The sequence below is a fragment of the Roseixanthobacter liquoris genome, from assembly GCF_043195135.2.
In the GTDB taxonomy this organism is placed as follows: Bacteria; Pseudomonadota; Alphaproteobacteria; order Rhizobiales; family Xanthobacteraceae; genus NCEH01.
Genome location: NZ_CM195537.1, coordinates 1,485,884 through 1,501,218 on the forward strand (window position 1 = coordinate 1,485,884; position 15,335 = coordinate 1,501,218).

Annotated in this window: 18 protein-coding genes; 3 read left to right on the forward strand and 15 right to left on the reverse strand. The window is 66.5% G+C overall.

Translation table 11 applies throughout. The annotated features are described in order from the left end of the window. Positions 1-24: 24 nt before the first annotated feature. The 4 genes from V5F84_RS06660 to V5F84_RS06675 form a co-directional block, all read right to left on the reverse strand. Complete coding sequence (locus V5F84_RS06660) at positions 25-210, reverse strand: hypothetical protein (RefSeq protein ID WP_394042211.1); 186 nt, start codon at positions 208-210, stop codon at positions 25-27. Positions 211-263: 53 nt separating this feature from the next. Beyond that, positions 264-671 carry a hypothetical protein gene (locus V5F84_RS06665; protein WP_394042210.1) on the reverse strand — a complete coding sequence of 136 codons (408 nt, stop codon included), beginning with the start codon at positions 669-671 and terminating at the stop codon, positions 264-266. After that, a complete protein-coding gene (locus V5F84_RS06670; protein WP_394042209.1) occupies positions 668-1,459 on the reverse strand; it encodes a sterol desaturase family protein in 792 nt (263 codons plus the stop codon). Before V5F84_RS06670 ends, V5F84_RS06665 begins: the two co-directional genes overlap by 4 nt. A gap of 155 nt (positions 1,460-1,614) precedes the next feature. Beyond that, a complete protein-coding gene (locus tag V5F84_RS06675; protein WP_394042208.1) occupies positions 1,615-1,911 on the reverse strand; it encodes a DUF6166 domain-containing protein in 297 nt (98 codons plus the stop codon). 125 nt (positions 1,912-2,036) lie between these two features. Here V5F84_RS06675 and V5F84_RS06680 point away from each other — a divergent pair, with 125 nt between their 5' ends. After that, entirely contained in the window at positions 2,037-2,693 is a 657-nt protein-coding gene (locus V5F84_RS06680; RefSeq protein WP_394042207.1) for an antibiotic biosynthesis monooxygenase family protein, read from the forward strand. Positions 2,694-3,175: 482 nt separating this feature from the next. Then, entirely contained in the window at positions 3,176-3,802 is a 627-nt protein-coding gene (locus V5F84_RS06685; protein WP_394042206.1) for a hypothetical protein, read from the forward strand. Between the two features lie 407 nt (positions 3,803-4,209). On the opposite strand, the gene V5F84_RS06690 is transcribed toward V5F84_RS06685, so the two are convergent. Genes V5F84_RS06690 through V5F84_RS06715 form a run of 6 tightly spaced genes read right to left on the reverse strand, consistent with a single transcriptional unit; the run spans position 4,210 to position 10,034 of the window. Next, positions 4,210-5,337: a Zn-dependent alcohol dehydrogenase gene (locus tag V5F84_RS06690; RefSeq protein ID WP_394042205.1), complete on the reverse strand. Its 1,128-nt coding sequence runs from the start codon at positions 5,335-5,337 to the stop codon at positions 4,210-4,212. Continuing rightward, positions 5,337-6,059, reverse strand: a complete 723-nt coding sequence (locus V5F84_RS06695) for an ABC transporter ATP-binding protein (protein WP_394042204.1) — start codon at positions 6,057-6,059, stop codon at positions 5,337-5,339. The genes V5F84_RS06690 and V5F84_RS06695 overlap by 1 nt, the downstream gene beginning before the upstream one ends. Further along, a complete protein-coding gene (locus V5F84_RS06700) occupies positions 6,053-6,850 on the reverse strand; it encodes an ABC transporter ATP-binding protein (RefSeq protein ID WP_394042203.1) in 798 nt (265 codons plus the stop codon). The genes V5F84_RS06695 and V5F84_RS06700 overlap by 7 nt, the downstream gene beginning before the upstream one ends. 3 nt (positions 6,851-6,853) lie before the next feature. Next, complete coding sequence (locus V5F84_RS06705) at positions 6,854-7,867, reverse strand: branched-chain amino acid ABC transporter permease (RefSeq protein WP_394042202.1); 1,014 nt, start codon at positions 7,865-7,867, stop codon at positions 6,854-6,856. Continuing rightward, positions 7,864-8,745, reverse strand: a complete 882-nt coding sequence (locus V5F84_RS06710) for a branched-chain amino acid ABC transporter permease (RefSeq protein WP_394042201.1) — start codon at positions 8,743-8,745, stop codon at positions 7,864-7,866. The genes V5F84_RS06705 and V5F84_RS06710 overlap by 4 nt, the downstream gene beginning before the upstream one ends. A gap of 14 nt (positions 8,746-8,759) precedes the next feature. Beyond that, a complete protein-coding gene (locus V5F84_RS06715; protein ID WP_394042200.1) occupies positions 8,760-10,034 on the reverse strand; it encodes an ABC transporter substrate-binding protein in 1,275 nt (424 codons plus the stop codon). Positions 10,035-10,202: 168 nt separating this feature from the next. On the opposite strand from V5F84_RS06715, the gene V5F84_RS06720 reads away from it, so the two are divergent. Continuing rightward, entirely contained in the window at positions 10,203-11,003 is an 801-nt protein-coding gene (locus V5F84_RS06720; RefSeq protein WP_394042199.1) for a GntR family transcriptional regulator, read from the forward strand. Positions 11,004-11,013: 10 nt separating this feature from the next. Here the strand turns inward: V5F84_RS06720 and V5F84_RS06725 are convergent, their stop codons facing one another. The 5 genes from V5F84_RS06725 to V5F84_RS06745 all read right to left on the reverse strand — a co-directional run bounded on the left by V5F84_RS06725 (position 11,014) and on the right by V5F84_RS06745 (position 15,327). Next, a complete protein-coding gene (locus tag V5F84_RS06725; RefSeq protein ID WP_394042198.1) occupies positions 11,014-11,367 on the reverse strand; it encodes a DUF1428 domain-containing protein in 354 nt (117 codons plus the stop codon). A 361-nt stretch (positions 11,368-11,728) separates the two neighbouring features. Next, positions 11,729-11,881, reverse strand: coding sequence for a hypothetical protein (locus V5F84_RS06730; RefSeq protein ID WP_394042197.1), 153 nt, complete (start codon positions 11,879-11,881; stop codon positions 11,729-11,731). Between the two features lie 46 nt (positions 11,882-11,927). Continuing rightward, the gene (locus V5F84_RS06735; protein WP_394042196.1) at positions 11,928-13,409 is read right to left on the reverse strand and encodes a methyl-accepting chemotaxis protein; all 1,482 of its coding nucleotides are present in this window, start codon (positions 13,407-13,409) and stop codon (positions 11,928-11,930) included. Between the two features lie 331 nt (positions 13,410-13,740). Next, complete coding sequence (locus tag V5F84_RS06740; RefSeq protein WP_394042195.1) at positions 13,741-14,562, reverse strand: hypothetical protein; 822 nt, start codon at positions 14,560-14,562, stop codon at positions 13,741-13,743. A 147-nt stretch (positions 14,563-14,709) separates the two neighbouring features. Next, positions 14,710-15,327 carry a recombinase family protein gene (locus V5F84_RS06745; protein WP_394042193.1) on the reverse strand — a complete coding sequence of 206 codons (618 nt, stop codon included), beginning with the start codon at positions 15,325-15,327 and terminating at the stop codon, positions 14,710-14,712. Positions 15,328-15,335 lie beyond the last annotated feature (8 nt).

Below are 15,335 nucleotides of genomic sequence, written 5' to 3' on the forward strand. Positions count from 1 at the left end.
CGGCGCCCGCCGCGCCGGGCGCGGTCAGCGGCGATCGATCTTCTTGCGCTCCACCTCCGGGAACACCCACATGGCCACCACCATGAAGATGCCCAGGAACGCGACCGCGTATTTCGGCGTGGTCTGCCCGAGATGGGCCTGCAAGGCATAGCCCGCAGCCGCCACAAGCAGCACGATGATCGAGAGGCCGAACTTGATGGGAAAGGGCATGGCCTTGGTCCTCCGAAAGATGGTCTTGGGTGTGCGGCGGGCGCATCGGCCCGTCAGACCAGCGGGCCGACCAGCTGTGCGCCGGCCTGGCTGACCGCGAGCCACACCGCGAGCCCCGCGGCCTGAACCGCCAGCAAAGCGGCGAGCCCGCGCCGCCCGTCACGCCAGAGCGGCGGCATGGCCTCGAACGGGGCGGGCGCGAACAGCATGACGAGGCCGCCCACCACGATCAGCGTCGTGATGCGCAATTCGCCATAGCCGAACGCCAGCGTGCCGGCGGCGAGCGCCAGCCACAGGGCGCTGTTGACGACGATGAGGGCGAGCGCCCCCGACTTGCGGGCGGCCGGCGGGCGCGTGTGCATGGGATACATGCCGCACAGGATCAGGAAGCCGAGGCAGGTGGTGGTCCACAGCAAGGCGAACCACACGAGCGCGGCGCCATTGGGCTCGATGGCGCTCATTCGGCGGCCACCGAGCGGGCGGTGGCCTGCGGGCGCGGGGTGCGCGCGGTGCGGCGCATGTTGGTCTTCACGCGGCTGGTGTCATAGCCGTTGAAGATGTGGCCGATCAGGCCGCGGTCGAGGTCGGACGTGCCGAACAGCCAGTCCATGATGGGGAAGGTGAGGTTCATGTTGCGCTCCATCATGATCGACTGGTCGTGATGGGCGGTGTGGTGGCGGCGGATCGTGTTCACGAACGGCATGTTGCGCACGAACCAGCTTTCTTCCACGTGGCAGCAGAAGTGCATGAATTCATAGACCAGATAAACCGAAGTGGTGGTGGTGATGAACAGCCAGCCGACGTTCGGCGAGACCAGCCACGACAGGATCACCGCGCCGGGAATCGACATGAGGGTGAATGTGACGAGGGCATAGGGCGGGAAGAAGGTGACGCGCCAGTCGTGATGATCGGCGAAGCGCATCTCCTCCTCGGTGAAGAATTGGTGATGCATCAGCGTGTGGCGATTATAGACCGCGCGAAACAACGGGATGCGCGAGGGCCGGTGCATGATGTAGCGATGTAGCGCCCATTCGAAGAAATTGCAGAACAGGAACACCACCGGAACGGTGAACCATTCCCACCATTTCACGGCATGAATATTCGCCGCGTACACATAAAGCGCGGTGAAGCCGATGGTGTAGATGATCAGCATGTGGAGCCAGCCATTGTACCAGCCGGTGACCCGCTCGCGATAGGTCGCGCGATATTTGCGCTGCCGGTCCGACATCACGCTTTGCGTCAGTTCCATCGCAATCTTCCTTCTCTCGGTGCGGGATCATCCCTGGCGGGGCCGCCGCATCTGGGCTGTTCGGTAAACTAATATATGACTAACATATCAGACGCAAGAGGCGTATCCAGCCCCTGACGCGCCTCGTTTTCCCGCAAGGCGGCGGACGGTGCGCGTCAGGCCGCGACCGCCATCAACGCGGCGTCCATGTCGGCGGAGGTCATCTCCCATTCATTGGCGAAATTGGCCACCACCTCGCGCATGAAGGCGCGGTGCAGGGCGAGCGCGCGCTTGGGGTCGCCCAGATGGTCGGCCAGCAGCGCCAGCGCGAGCTGGGAGGGCGCTTCGCCTTCATAGCTCCATTCGAAGCCGTCGCGGCTGAGCACGGCGATGTCCTCGCGCACTGGCAGGGGAGCATCGTCCACGGTAACATGCACGCCGTCGATGGTGCGATCTCCCCGATATGTTTTCATTGGTGAATCCCCCTGGATGCAATTGATATCGAACTGATATGTTATAGACTCATCAGGGCGCCCGCAAGGTGCGGACCCCTTGTCCAACCACAGCAAAGGCGCACTTGCGCACGGGGCAGGCCGGCATGTTCGCGGTGATATTCGAGGTCCGGCCCCGGCCCGACCAATGGGAGGCCTATCTCGCCCTGGCGCAGGAGCTGCGGCCGCGCCTCATCGAGATGGACGGCTTCCTCTCGGTGGAGCGGTTCAACGCGCGCCGCACCCCCGGCCTGCTGCTCTCCTTCTCCCTGTGGCGGGATGAAAAGGCGCTGGTGCGCTGGCGCACCGAGGGGCGTCACCACGCGGTGCAGGAATTGGGGCGCACCAAGACCTTCGCGGATTATCACCTGCGCATCGGGGAGGCGGTGAGCGACAGCGCGCGCGACACGGCGCCGACGCAGCAGCGCTTCGACGTCACCCAGGTGGGCAGCGCCAAGGGCGTCGGCCTCCTGGAAGTGGCGCGCACCGCCTCCGCCGGCGCGTTCCTGGCGGACGAGGAATTGTCGGCTCTCCTCGTCGGCTCTGGGATCGGCCTTGCCGACTGCGAGATCTACGACAGCATCTACGCACCCGGAAAAAGCCTGCTGCTGTTCCCGCTGGAAGAGGCCGCGCCGCTTCCCGCCTGGGCGCCGACGCAGGGCGAGGAGCGTCGCGCCCTGCGGGTGCGCATCATCCGCGATTACGGCATGTTCGACCGCCGCGAGGCGCCGCAATATTACCCCGACGCGCCCTCCGCCGGCTGAAGACCATTTCCCGGCCCAGCGACGGCGTGCCGGAGCGCCGAGGCGGGATCCAGGGGAAAGGGCGGCGCAGCCGGCGAACGCGCCGCGCGCTTTTCGGTAAAGCGCCGCGCATCCGGATTGAAGCGGTTATTGAAGCGCCTTCGGCGGGTTTTTGCGCTGGGTCCCGGCTCGCGCTCCGCGCCTGTGGCGCTGCGCTTGGCCGGGACGCGGGAGGGGACGCCGGCCATTATTCCCGCCCTCCGCCGGCTGAAGACCATGTCCCGGCCCAGCGACGGCGTGCCGGAGCGCCGAGCCGGGATCCAGGAAAACGGCGGCGCAGCCGGCGAACGCGCCGCGCGCCTTCCGGGTGAAGCGCCGCGCATCCGGATTGAAGCGGTTATTGAAGCGCCTGCGGCGGGCTTTTGCGCTGGGTCCCGGCTCGCGCTCCGCGCCTGCGGCGCTGCGCTTGGCCGGGACGCGGGACGGGCGCCCGTCGCAATTTGATGCTGCCCGCCCTCCGCCGGCTGAAGAGCGTTTCCCGGCCCAGCGACGGCGTGCCGGAGCGCCGAGCCGGGATCCAGGGGAAAACGGCGGCGCAGCCGGCGAACGCGCCGCGCGCCATTCGAGTGAAGCACGCCGCATCCGGATTGAAGCGGTTATTGAAGCGCCTGCGGCGGTTTTTTGCGCTGGGTCCCGGCGCGCGCTCCGCGCCTGCGGCGCTGTGCTTGGCCGGGACGCGGAGGGCGGCGCCGGACATTATTCCCGCCGTCCGCCGGCTGAAGAGCGTTTCCCGGCCCAGCGACGGCGTGCCGGAGCGCCGAGCCGGGATCCAGGGAAAGAGCGGCGGAGCCGGCGAACGCGCCCCGCGCCTTTCTTGTGAAGCGCCGCGCGTTTGGATTGAAGCGGGTATTGAAGCGCCTGCGGCGGTTTTTGCGCTGGGTCCCGGCGCGCGCTCCGCGCCTGCGGCGCTGCACTTGGCCGGGACGCGGGAGGGGGCGCCGGCCATTATTCCCGCCCTCCGCCGGCTGAAGGCCATTTCCCGGCCCAGCGACGGCGTGCCGGAGCGCCGAGCCGGGATCCAGGGGAACACGGCGGCGCAGCCGGCGAACGCGCCGCGCGCTTTTCGGTAAAGCGCCGCGCGTCTGGATTGAAGCGGTTATTGAAGCGCCTGCGGCGGGTTTTTGCGCTGGGTCCCGGCTCGCGCTCCGCGCCTGCGGCGCTGCGCTTGGCCGGGACGCGGGAGGGGGCGCCCGTCGCAATATTACCCAGACGCGCCCTCCGCCGGCTGAAGACCATGTCCCGGCCCAGCGATTTCCCGGCCCAGCGACGGCGTGCCGGAGTGCCGAGCCGGGATCCAGGGGAAAAAGCGGCGCAGCCGGCGAACGCGCCGCGCGCCATTCGAGTGAAGCACGCCGCATCCGGATTGAAGCGGTTATTGAAGCGCCTGCGGCGGCTTTTTGCGCTGGGTCCCGGCGCGCGCTCCGCGCCTGCGGCGCTGCACTTGGCCGAGACGCGGGAGGGGAACCGCAAATGCCCGCTACATCTGGATCACGCTGCGGATGGTCTCGCCGCGCTTCAAGGCGGCGAAGCCTTCGTTGATGTCGGCGAGCGTGATGCGGCGCGAGATCAGGCCCTTCAGATCCAGCCGCCCCTCCAGCGCCGCGCGGGCAAGGAAGGGGAAATCGCTGTGCGGGCGCGCGCCGCCATAGGAGGAGCGGCGGATGCGCTTTTCCCCCATGAGCGACCCCCAGCGGAACGATACGTCGTGCGCCACATCGACCTTGCCGAGCCAGATCACCTCGCCCCCCAGCCGCACCGCCTCCAGCGTGGTGCGAAAGGCGATGGGCGCACCGGCGGATTCCAGCACCACGTCGGCGCCGCGCCCGGACGTGAGCATGCGCGCGGCCTCCACCACGTCGCCGGTGCGCGCGTTCACCGTGTGGGTCGCGCCCATGCTCTTGGCGAGCGCCAGCTTCTCCTCGCTGAGATCGGCGGCGAGGATCTGCGCGGCCCCGGCGAGCCGCGCGCCCTGCACGGCGGCGAGCCCCACCGCCCCGCAGCCGAGCACCAGCACCGTGTCGCGCGGGTGGATGCGGGCGACGTTCAGCGCCGCGCCCACCCCGGTCATCACCCCGCAGCCGATGAGGCACGCTTCATCGAACGGCAGGTCGCGCGGCACGGGAATCGCCTGCTGGTCGCTCACGATGCAATAGTCGCCGAACGCGCCGAGGAACATGAGCGCGCCCAGCTCCCGCCCGTCGGCGAGATGGGCTTTCGCGCTGCCGTCCAGGGCGCGCGCCTTCGGCCCTTCCGCCAGATAGCCCTCGCACAGGATGGGCAGCGACCGGTCGCAATAAAAGCAGGTGCCGCAATGGGGATTCCAGGAGAGCACCACATGGTCGCCCACCTTCACCCCCTGCGCGGCCTCGCCGACAGCCTCCACGATGCCCGCCGCCTCATGGCCCAGCACCAAAGGCGGGGGATAGCGCAGGCCGCCTTCGATCACTTCCAGGTCGGTGTGGCACAGGCCGGCGGCCTTCACCCGCACCAGCACGTCGCGCGGCGCGAGGGCGCGCGCTTCCACGGTTTCGATGGACAAAGGCGCATGGGGCGCGTGGAGCACCGCCGCGCGATAGCGCAGCGGGAACGAGGGAGACGCGGTCATCAGGCGGGATCCAGCTCCACTTCGCCGGCGATCACGCGCATCACGTCCTTGTCGCGATGGGCGGCCGCCACCGAGCCCGAGAAGATCAATTCGCCGCGCTCGATCACATAGAGGCGGTCCACATCTTCCGGCAGATGATGGACGTTGGATTCCGCCATCAGCACCGCTTGCCCCATGGCGCGGATGGCGGCGATGCCGGCGCCGATGACCGGGATGATGGCGGGCGAGAGCCCCTCGAACGGTTCGTCCAGCAGCAGCAATTGCGGATCGAGCGCCAGCGCGCGGGCGACCGACACCATCTTGCGCTCGCCGCCCGAGAGCTGCATGCCGCCGCGGTGCAGATATTGCCGCAGCTTGGGGAAGACGGTCAGCGCCCGCTCGATGCGCGCTTCGCTCCCCGCGCCGCCGGGGCGCGTCCAGGTGGGCAGCGCGATATTCTCGGCCACCGTGAGGTCACCGAACACTTCGGATTCCTCGGGCGAGAAGCCGATGCCCAGCTGGGCGATCCGATGCGTGGGCAGGCGGGTCAATTCCTCCCCCAGGAAGGCGATGGAGCCCGCCACGGGCTTGCGATAGCCCATGATCGCGCGCAGCGTCGTGGTCTTGCCCGCGCCGTTGCGGCCGATAAGGCACACCAGCTCGCCCGGCGCCACGGTGAGGTCGATGCCGTTGAGGATGCGGCTGCCGCCGATATCCACCTTCAGCCCGGACAGGGTCAGCATGGGCGGGCCTCCGCTGCGGATTTGTGAGGAACGGTGGGCGGTCGCGTGCCGACCACGGCGGCGATCAGCGCGGGGTCGCGGAAGAAGGTGGCCGGCGGCTCGTTCGCCAGCACCGCCCCGCCCTGAAGGGCAATGATGCGGTCGGAATAGCGCGCCACAAGGTCCATGTCGTGTTCCACCTGGATGATGCCGCGCACCCCGGCCTTGCGCGCCGCCGCGACAAGCAATTCCATGATGGAATGCTTGTCGCCGGTGGAGACGCCGGAGGTGGGCTCGTCGATCAGGATCAGCTGCGGCTTCAGGGCGAAGGCGCTGGCCACATCCAGCAGTTTCTTCTCGCCCTGGGAGAGGGCGGAGGCCGGCTGATCGAGCCGGTGGCGCAGGTTGAAGATGTCCGCCACCTCCTCCACGTCGGCGCGCACCTCCCGGTCGCGGGTGAGCGAGCGGAACGGGTTGGCGATGCGTTTCAGGCGCGAGGCGGCGGCCACCGCCAGGGTCTCGCGCACCGTGAGGGCGGGGAAGATGTTCACCAGCTGGAAGCCGCGCGCCATGCCGCGCCGCGCCAGCTCCACGGGGCCGATGCCGGCGATATCGGCGCCGTGGAAATGCACATGGCCGGCGGTGGGCTTCAACAAGCCGGTGAGCACATGCACCAGCGTGCTCTTGCCGGCGCCGTTCGGCCCGACGATGGAGATGAACTCCCCGTCCGAGATGGAGAGGGACACATCGCGCAGCGCCTGGAACGCGCCATAGCTCTTGGAGACGCCGTGGGCGGCGAGAAGGGCGGCCATGGATCAGGATCCCTTCTTGAAGCGGGCGACGACGTCGCCGGCGATGCCCGCGATGCCGCGCGGAAAGAAGATCACCAGCAGCACCAGGATCGCGCCCATGACGAAGCGCCAATATTGGGTCGCCGCCATCACGCTGTCCTGGAGCAGGACGAAGGCGAGACCGCCGATCACCGGGCCGACGAACGAGCCGGAGCCGCCCAGCACCGCCATGAAGACGAGGTTGCCGGATTGGGTCCAATAGACCATCTCCGGGTCCGCAAGGCCGATGGACACCGCCAGGATCGCCCCGCCCACCGCGCCATAGATGGCCGAGATGACGAACGCCGCAAGGCGCGTGCGCGAAACCTGCACCCCGAGATAGGACGCCTTCTGCGCATTCTCGCGGATCGCCTGGAGATGCAGCCCGAACGGCGAGCGCACGATGCGCCACATGACGAAGCCGAGCACCGCAAGAAGGCCGAGCGCGTAATAATAGAACGGCCCGGTGAGATAGGCGGTCTTCCCGCCCTCGAACTCCAGGCCGAACAGCAGCGGCCGCACCACCCGCATGCCCTGGTCGCCGCCGGTGAGGCCGTAGAATTTGAACAGCACGGAATGGAAGAGCATGCCGAACGCCAGCGTCAGCATGCCGAAGAAGATGCGCGTGTAGCGCACGCATAGATAGCCCACCGGCAGGGCGATGAGCGCCGACACCGCAATCGCGGTGAGCAGGATCAGCTCGAACGCGCGCACGCCGAGCTTGCTGGTGAGCACCGCGGTGGCATAGGCCCCGATCCCGAGGAACATGGCGTGGCCGAACGACAGCAGCCCGGTGTAGCCGAACAGCAAATTGAAGCCGAGCAAAGCGATGGCGAAGCCGAAGAACGGCACCATCAAGGTGAGGGTATAGGTGGAGGCGATCAGCGGCAGCGCCGCCATGGCCACCACGATCACCAGCAGCGCCCACAATCCCTTGGGGCGGGAGATGGGCGGAGCGGCGGGGGCGGCCACCGCGCGAACCGAAGTTTCAATCCTCACGCGACCGCCCTCCCGAAAAGCCCGGCCGGACGCAGGATCAGCACCGCGATCACGACCACATAGATGGACAGGATTTCCGCCTCCGGCAGCACCATGATGGCCGCCGCGCGGATCAGCCCGACGATGAGCGCGCCGGCGAGCGCGCCGCGCATGGAGCCGAGCCCGCCGATGACCACCACGGCGAACGCCTCCACCACCAGTTCCACCGCCATGTCGAGCGAGGAGGCGGAGGCCGGCACGACGAGTGCCCCGCCCACCGTGCCGAGCATGCAGCCCACCGTGAAGACGGCGGCGAAGATGCGGTTGGAATCCACCCCCATGGCTTCCGTCATGTTCCGGTTTTCCGCCGTGGCGCGGATGATGCGGCCCATGCGGGTGCGCTGGAGGAACAGGCCGAGGGCGAGCGCGATGGCGATGCTCGCGGCGATCACCAGCAGATTATAGGTCGGTACCTGCACGCCCAGGAATTCGGCGGTGCCATAGACCAGATAGGCATTATCCAGCGTGCGCGGCGTCGCGCCCCAGAAGAAGCGAAAGACATCCTGGAACATCAGCAGGAAGCCGAAGGTGATCAGGAGCTGGTAACTTTCGTCCCGATTGTAGATCGTGCGCAGCACCCGTTCCACCGGCAGGCCGACCAGGCCGATGGCGAGGCCGGCGAGGATCAGCACCGGCAGCACCAATAAGCTCGGCAAGCCGAGCTGGGCCGCGAAGCCGACGGCCGTGATGCCGAAATAGGCCCCGAGCGCATAGAAGGATCCGCAGGCGAGATTGACGATTTTCTGGACGCCGAAGACCAGTTGAAGGCCGGCGGCCACGAGGAAGAGGATGGCGGCGTGAAACACGCCGCCGAGCAGCACGTCGAGGAAGACGGTCATGTCGCGCCCGCTCCTCAGACCGGCAGCTTGGAGGTCTTGATCCAGTCCCAGAAATCCACGCCCGGCGGCTTCTGGAGCTGGTCGGCCGTGAAGCTGTCGACGGTGGAGAGGGTGGGGAAGTCGTAAGTATTCTTATTTGTGGAGAGGCCCTGGTAGAAGGTCTGCTCGGCGATCTTGTCCTTGCGGAACTGGCCCGGCCCGCCGAGGCTCTGCACCTTCTGCTCGGGAATGGCGGCGATGATCTCGTCGAGCTTGGGCCAGCGGCCGGTGGCCTTGCTGGCGGCTTCCACGCCCGCCTTATAGGCGGCGAGGGCGAAATAGGCCCGGTCCGCCTCCCAATGGGGGGCTTCCTTGTAGCGGCCCATGTAATCGTCCACGAACGCCTTCTGGAGCGGCGAGGCGGTGGGCAGGGCGAAATACAGCGTGTTGTGCCCGAAGATCACATTCTCGGGCATGAATTCCTTCTTCAACTGGTTGATCTGCCAGCCGGCGGCGGGAAGCGCGATGTTGACGCCCTCGAACAGGCCGGCGGCCGAGCCCTGCTTCATGAACACCGGCAGATCGGCGAACAGCATGGAGGAGAAGATGAAATCCGGCTTCGCCGCCTTCAGCGCCGCGACATGGGAGGTGAGGTCCATGGTGCCGACCTTGGGCCATTGCTCGGCCACCACCTCCACCTCGATGCCCGCGCGGGCCAGGATCTGGCGGAATGCCTCCCAATTGTTGCGGCCGTAGGAATAGTCCGGGTTGATGCCGGCGATCCGCTTGATCTTGCCCTTGAAATACTTGATCGACAGCAGCGAGGCCATCACCGCTTCGCACTCATTGTCGGTGGAGCGGAAGACATAGTTGGATTTCGGCATGGCCTCCTTCACGCCGTCCTGGGTGGTGCCGTCCCACATGATGAGGAGCGCCTGTTCCTCTTCGGCGGCGGGGGCGACGCCGAGGCTGACGCCGGTGGAAATCAGGCCCTGCACGCAATCCACCTTTTCCTGAAGCACCAGGCGGCGGAAGCGCTCGATCGTGTCCTTGGGCGAGGTTTCCTCCTCGATCACCAGTTCGATTGGCCGGCCGGCGATGCCGCCGTCCTTGTTCATGCGCTCGGCGGCCCACTGGACGGCGCGGATGCCGCATTCGCCGACCGTGCCCATGGCTCCGGAGCGGGGCGCGAGGATGCCGATCCGCACGGGCTTCGCCTGAGCGATGGCGGGCGCGAAAATGCCGGGAGCGGTGGCGGCAAGGCCAGCGGCCCCGATCCCGCGCATGAGCGCGCGGCGGGTGATGTTCATTTGGCGTTTCTCCCCTGCAGGCTATGCCCGTCTTTCATTCTGACATATCATAAATATATGATTTGAATGTCTGCAAGAGGCAAATTCCATATTGCGAAAGGAGGGCTTGCCTTGACCATCGACGGCGTCCGTGATGACACAGGGCACGCGCATCACGGAGTTGAGTCCATGGCGAAAAAGGCGACGCATCGCACGCCCCTCCCATCGCAGGATGAGCCCGTGGGCACGCCGGCCCGTGCGGTCGCGCGGCGCGCCAAGGCGGCGGCGGTTCCCGAGCCGGAGGCGCCGGTCGCGTCCGTCGCGCCGGCCCCGGCCGATGGTGAGGCGGGGGACGATACCAGCCTGACCGACCGCGCCTATCGCATGCTGGAGGAATTGATCTCCACGCTTCAGCTCCCGCCCGGCTCGGCGCTGTCGGAGCTGGCGCTGTCGCAGCGGCTCGGCATCGGCCGCACGCCGATTCGCGAGGCCTTGCAGCGCCTGGTGCGCGACGGGCTGGTGGTGGTGCTGCCGCGGCGCGGCGTGCTGGTTTCGGAAATCAATCTGCGCACCCAATTGCGCCTGCTGGAAGTGCGCCGGGTGCTGGAAAAGCTGATGGCGGGCCTCGCCGCCGAGCGCGCCACCGAGGGCGAGCGGCGCGAATTCGCGCAGATCGCCGCCGCCATGCGCCAGGCCGGCGACGAGGAGGACGATATCGCCTTCATGCGCCTGGACGGCACCTTCAACCAATTGATCGCCCAGGCCGCGCGCAATGAATTCGCCATGCGCTCCATGGGCCTGATGCACGGGCTCTCGCGCCGGTTCTGGTATCTGCACTACAAGCAGGTGGCGGACCTGCCGCTGGCGGCGCGCCTGCATGCGGACGTTGCCGACGCCATCGCCCGGCGCGACGGCGCGGCGGCGGAAACCGCGGCCGCGCGCCTCGTGGACTATATCGAGAGCTTCGCCCGCAAGACGCTGGACGCGTGAGGGCCGGCGCTCAGAACTCCAGCAGCGTCTGGAAGCCGCCGTAGATCATGCGCTTGCCGTCGAACGGCAGGCCTTCCATGCCCTGCTTGATGCGCGGGTCGGCCATGACCTTCGCATTCACCGCGTCGCGCTGCGCCCGGGACTCATAGACGATCCAGGAGAACACCACGATCTCGCCCTCCTTCGCCTGCACGGCACGGGGAAAGGAGGTGAGTTCGCCATAGGGAACGTCATCGCCGACGCATTCCACATAAGCGAGCGCGCCATATTCCTTCCATACCGTGCCGGCGATCGAAGCCAGTTCCTTGTAGGCCGCCATGTTTTCTTTCGGCACGGCCAGCACGAAGCCATCCACGTAACTCATCTGCGTCTCCCTCGATGCGAATCTTCCGCAATGCTTCACCTTCCCTAAGGACGTGCGAGCCGGCCGGGATCCGACATGGGGGCGAACAAATTTTCAAGCGGCGAGGGGGCGTCGACGCAATTCCGCATCGCGACCGGCAACGATCCCTGTTCCGCTTCGCGAGCGCTCTTGCGCTTCCCCGGCACCGACCTGCGGCCCCTGAATGCGGACGCCTTTCACCGCAGCTGGGCGAAGCCGCGCTGCGAGGCCGGCGATATTCGTGGAGGTCATGACGGAAGCGTCGGGACGAGCAAGATCGCATGCCCGCGCGCACCGGCGACGCTCGGCCGGTTTCGGCCCGGGTCTTCGCGCTATCCAGGGCCTATGCCGGCAGAACCATGAGAACGCGGATGATGCGGAGGGCATCGACGCCGTCCTGGAAAGGCGCAAGCCGGTATTCCGCGGCATCTGAACCGCGTTCGGCCGCCGGATCGGCATCGATCCGGCGGTTCTCGAAGCGTGGGCCGTCGTCCACCTTCGGGGGGCGGCGTTCCGGAAGCCGGCCGCCGACCTCCCCCGCGTCACACCATGTCGCGCGAGGCTTCCCGCACCTGCCGCGCGGCGCTGTCGACGCGCTTGGTGGAATTGGCGATGGCGAGCATGTTGTTCATCACGCCCTGCACGTTGCCCGCCGCGACCTGCATGTTCTGCGACATCTCCCGCGTCACCGAGGATTGCTCTTCCACCGCGGTCGCGATGTGGGCCGAGATGTCGTTGATCTGCGAGATCGTCGCGGACGTGAGGTTGATCGCGCTCGCGGCCTCCTGCGTCGCCGCCTGGACGGCGGAGATCTGGACGCTGATTTCGTCGGTCGCCTTGGATGTCTGCGAAGCGAGGCTCTTCACCTCCGTGGCCACCACGGAGAAGCCGCGTCCCGATTCGCCCGCCCGTGCCGCCTCGATCGTGGCATTCAGCGCGAGCAGATTGGTCTGCTCGGCGATGGTGGTGATGATGCGCGTCACCTCGCCGATCTTCTGGACCGCGCCCACGAGGCCGGAGACGATTCCCGTGGTGGTCTCGCTGTGCTGGACCGCCTGGGCCGACATGCGATGGGCCTCGGCGACGCGCGAGCCGATGTCCCGCACGGAAGCCGCAAGCTGTTCCGCGCCGGTGGCGACCGCCTGCACATTGTTGGAGGTCTGCGTGGAGGCGGCCGCGGCGATCGTCGCCTGGTCGTTGGTTTCGGAGATCGCCGTGGAGATGCTCTCGAGGTCCGCGTCGATGCGGGAGCGAAGGCCCTCGCGGCGCAGCCGCTCATCGACCTGAGCCGTCACGTCGGTGGCGAATTTCACCACCTTGAAGGGCCGTCCGCTGGCATCGAGGATGGGATTGTAGGACGCCTGGATCCAGACGATTTTTCCGTTCTTGCCGATGCGCCGGTACTCGGCGCTCCGAAACTCGCCGCGGGCGAGCGAGGCCCATAATGCAGCGTATTCCGGCGTCGCGCGGTCGGCGGGCTCCACGAACATGGAATGGTGCTTGCCGACGATTTCCTCGAGCCGGTAGCCCATGGCCTCCAGGAAGTTCTGGTTTGCCGTGAGGATGGTGCCGTCGAGCGCGAACTGTACGATGGCCTGCGATTTGGAGATCGCCTCGATCTGCCCGCGGTAATCGGCGTTCTGGATCGTTTCCGCGGTGATGTCGGTTGCCACCTTCACGACCTTGATGGGGCGGCCCGAATTATCGAAGATCGGGTTGTAGGACGCCTGAAGCCAGACTTCCCGTCCCCCCTTCGCGATGCGCTTGAATTCGGTGGATTGAAATTCGCCGCGGCCAAGAGCGGCCCAGAATTCGCGATACTGCGCCGTTGCCGCATAGGCCGGATCGACGAAAAGGGAGTGATGTTTCCCGACGATCTCGTCTTCGGAATAGCCGATGACTTTGAGAAAGTTCGCATTGGCGCGGAGAATTTTGCCGTCCAGCGAAAATTCTATGATCGCCTGCGATTTATCGATGCCGTCCAGTATATTTTGCGCATTGCTGCCGCGCATGACCGCAAACATAGGGCGTGCTCCGCCTCGAAAGCCAAGGAGGACGCACCGTGAGGCGCAGCGCTTGTGCGAGGCTTGCGGCAGCGTCCGGCCAGGGCGCCGTCGGAGCCTGTCCGGCCAACGATCTGCCCGAAACGCAATATCACGGGCCTGTCCGTCGCGTCGAAGCCGTCCGCAGGTCCAATGTTTTCAATGAGTTGAGATGGTGCTGCGAGAGAGGATTGAAAACGTCGATCCAGGCGCAGAATCGTTGCAAATAAAGGAATCGTGAGGCCGCAGGTGCATGGTTTGTGTACCAGTGCTGCGGCTGAGGGGCAAGCTTCCTTGGGGAGGCGGATGAAGCCTAGTAAGCCCGGATGTCGGTGATGGCCTGTGCGGTTGGGATGCCTCCGGCCCCCAGGAATGCCTTCAAACTCTCATATGCCGTGCGGTACCTCTCGGCGCGCACTACCTTTGGGCTGAACAAGAAGCCCAGCTCAGGCACAGGGGCCTCCGGCGCGATGCGCCAGAATAGCGGGGAGAGGAGGCCCAACAGGGCGTTCGCGGACGGCAGTTGCCCAGTTCGGCCGCGTGTGTGTGCGTTAACCGCGAAGCGGAGAGAGCCAAGAGCCACGTCCACGATGCTCGGGAAGTGCGACTGGCCAATGGCGGAGTAATGGAAGCCGACAATGTTGGGTAGTCGCATCTCCGCACTGTAGGGCAGCCCGGTTAGGCCGATTGTGAACTTGTCCCGGAGGTGCGCATCAACCGCGTTGCCTGCATCGTTGAAGCGGTCGATGAGCACAAGGCCCGTTCCCCCGAGGCGGTTGAGTATGCAATGAAAATGGTAGCAGACGGTGTTTATGCCGTTGCGCCGAGCGTCATCCGGGTTTGTCGCTATGTCGTGCAGGATGACGTAAACTACGAGGCGCGCATTGAACCGCGCGGCCAGTTCGAGGACCTCCTGTTTCAGGGCTATAAACTGGGAATGCGTGAAACCCTCTGGGCCGGGGTTGAATTTGAGGTGGTAGTTCCGGGGGACGCCATGGCGTGTCCGTAGGTCATCCATCGCGGCGGAGAAGTCCTTAGCCGTCGCGCCATCAATTACCAACCCGCCATAGATCAGGAAATCCCCCGCCCGCTCCTCAAGGTTCGTCTCGTCACAGTAGAACAAGTGCAATGTCACACCCCACTCCCCGGCAACAATTACCTGAGTTTGAGTTTAGCTCTGACCTTTGGGGACTTCCACCCCGGCAATAGCCGGTCGCAGGCGACTAAGGAATAGGCAAATAAACAGATCCGGCAGATGGATGCGAGGAACATAGCTAGCTCCTCACACCTCCTTCGGAGCCTCTCCGCCTCCAACTACTCGCTGCACGGCTGACACGCCCACCCCCAGCGTCTTGGCCACCTTCACGATGCCCATGCCCTGCGCCCGAAGTGCCCGAATGCGGGTCTCCATATCGGTGCCGATGGTCGGACGGCCCAGCTTGCGGCCCTCTGCCTTTGCACGGGCAAGGCCGGCCTTCACCCGCTCCTGGATCATGGCCCGCTCGAACTCGGCAAACACGCCCATCATCTGGAACATGGCCCGGCCCGAGGGCGTGGTGGTGTCCATGGCCTGCTGGTGCAAATAGAGGTCGGCACCGTGGGCGTGAAGCTCCGACAGGAACGCCACGAGGTCCGGCATGGACCGGCCAAGGCGATCCACGGACCATGCGGCCACCATGTCCACCTCGCGCCGGGTGATCGCCTTCAACATGGCGTCATAGCCGGGGCGCTGTTGCCGCCCCTTGGCACCGGAAATGCCGGCGTCCTCGAACGTGGCCACCACATCCCACCCCGCCTTGTCCGCCACGGCCTGTAGCTCGCGCCGCTGGTTCTCGGTGGTCTGATCGTGGGTGGAGACGCGGAAATAGAAGGCGACGCGCCGATGGGCCTTGGCGGGCATGGGTGGGT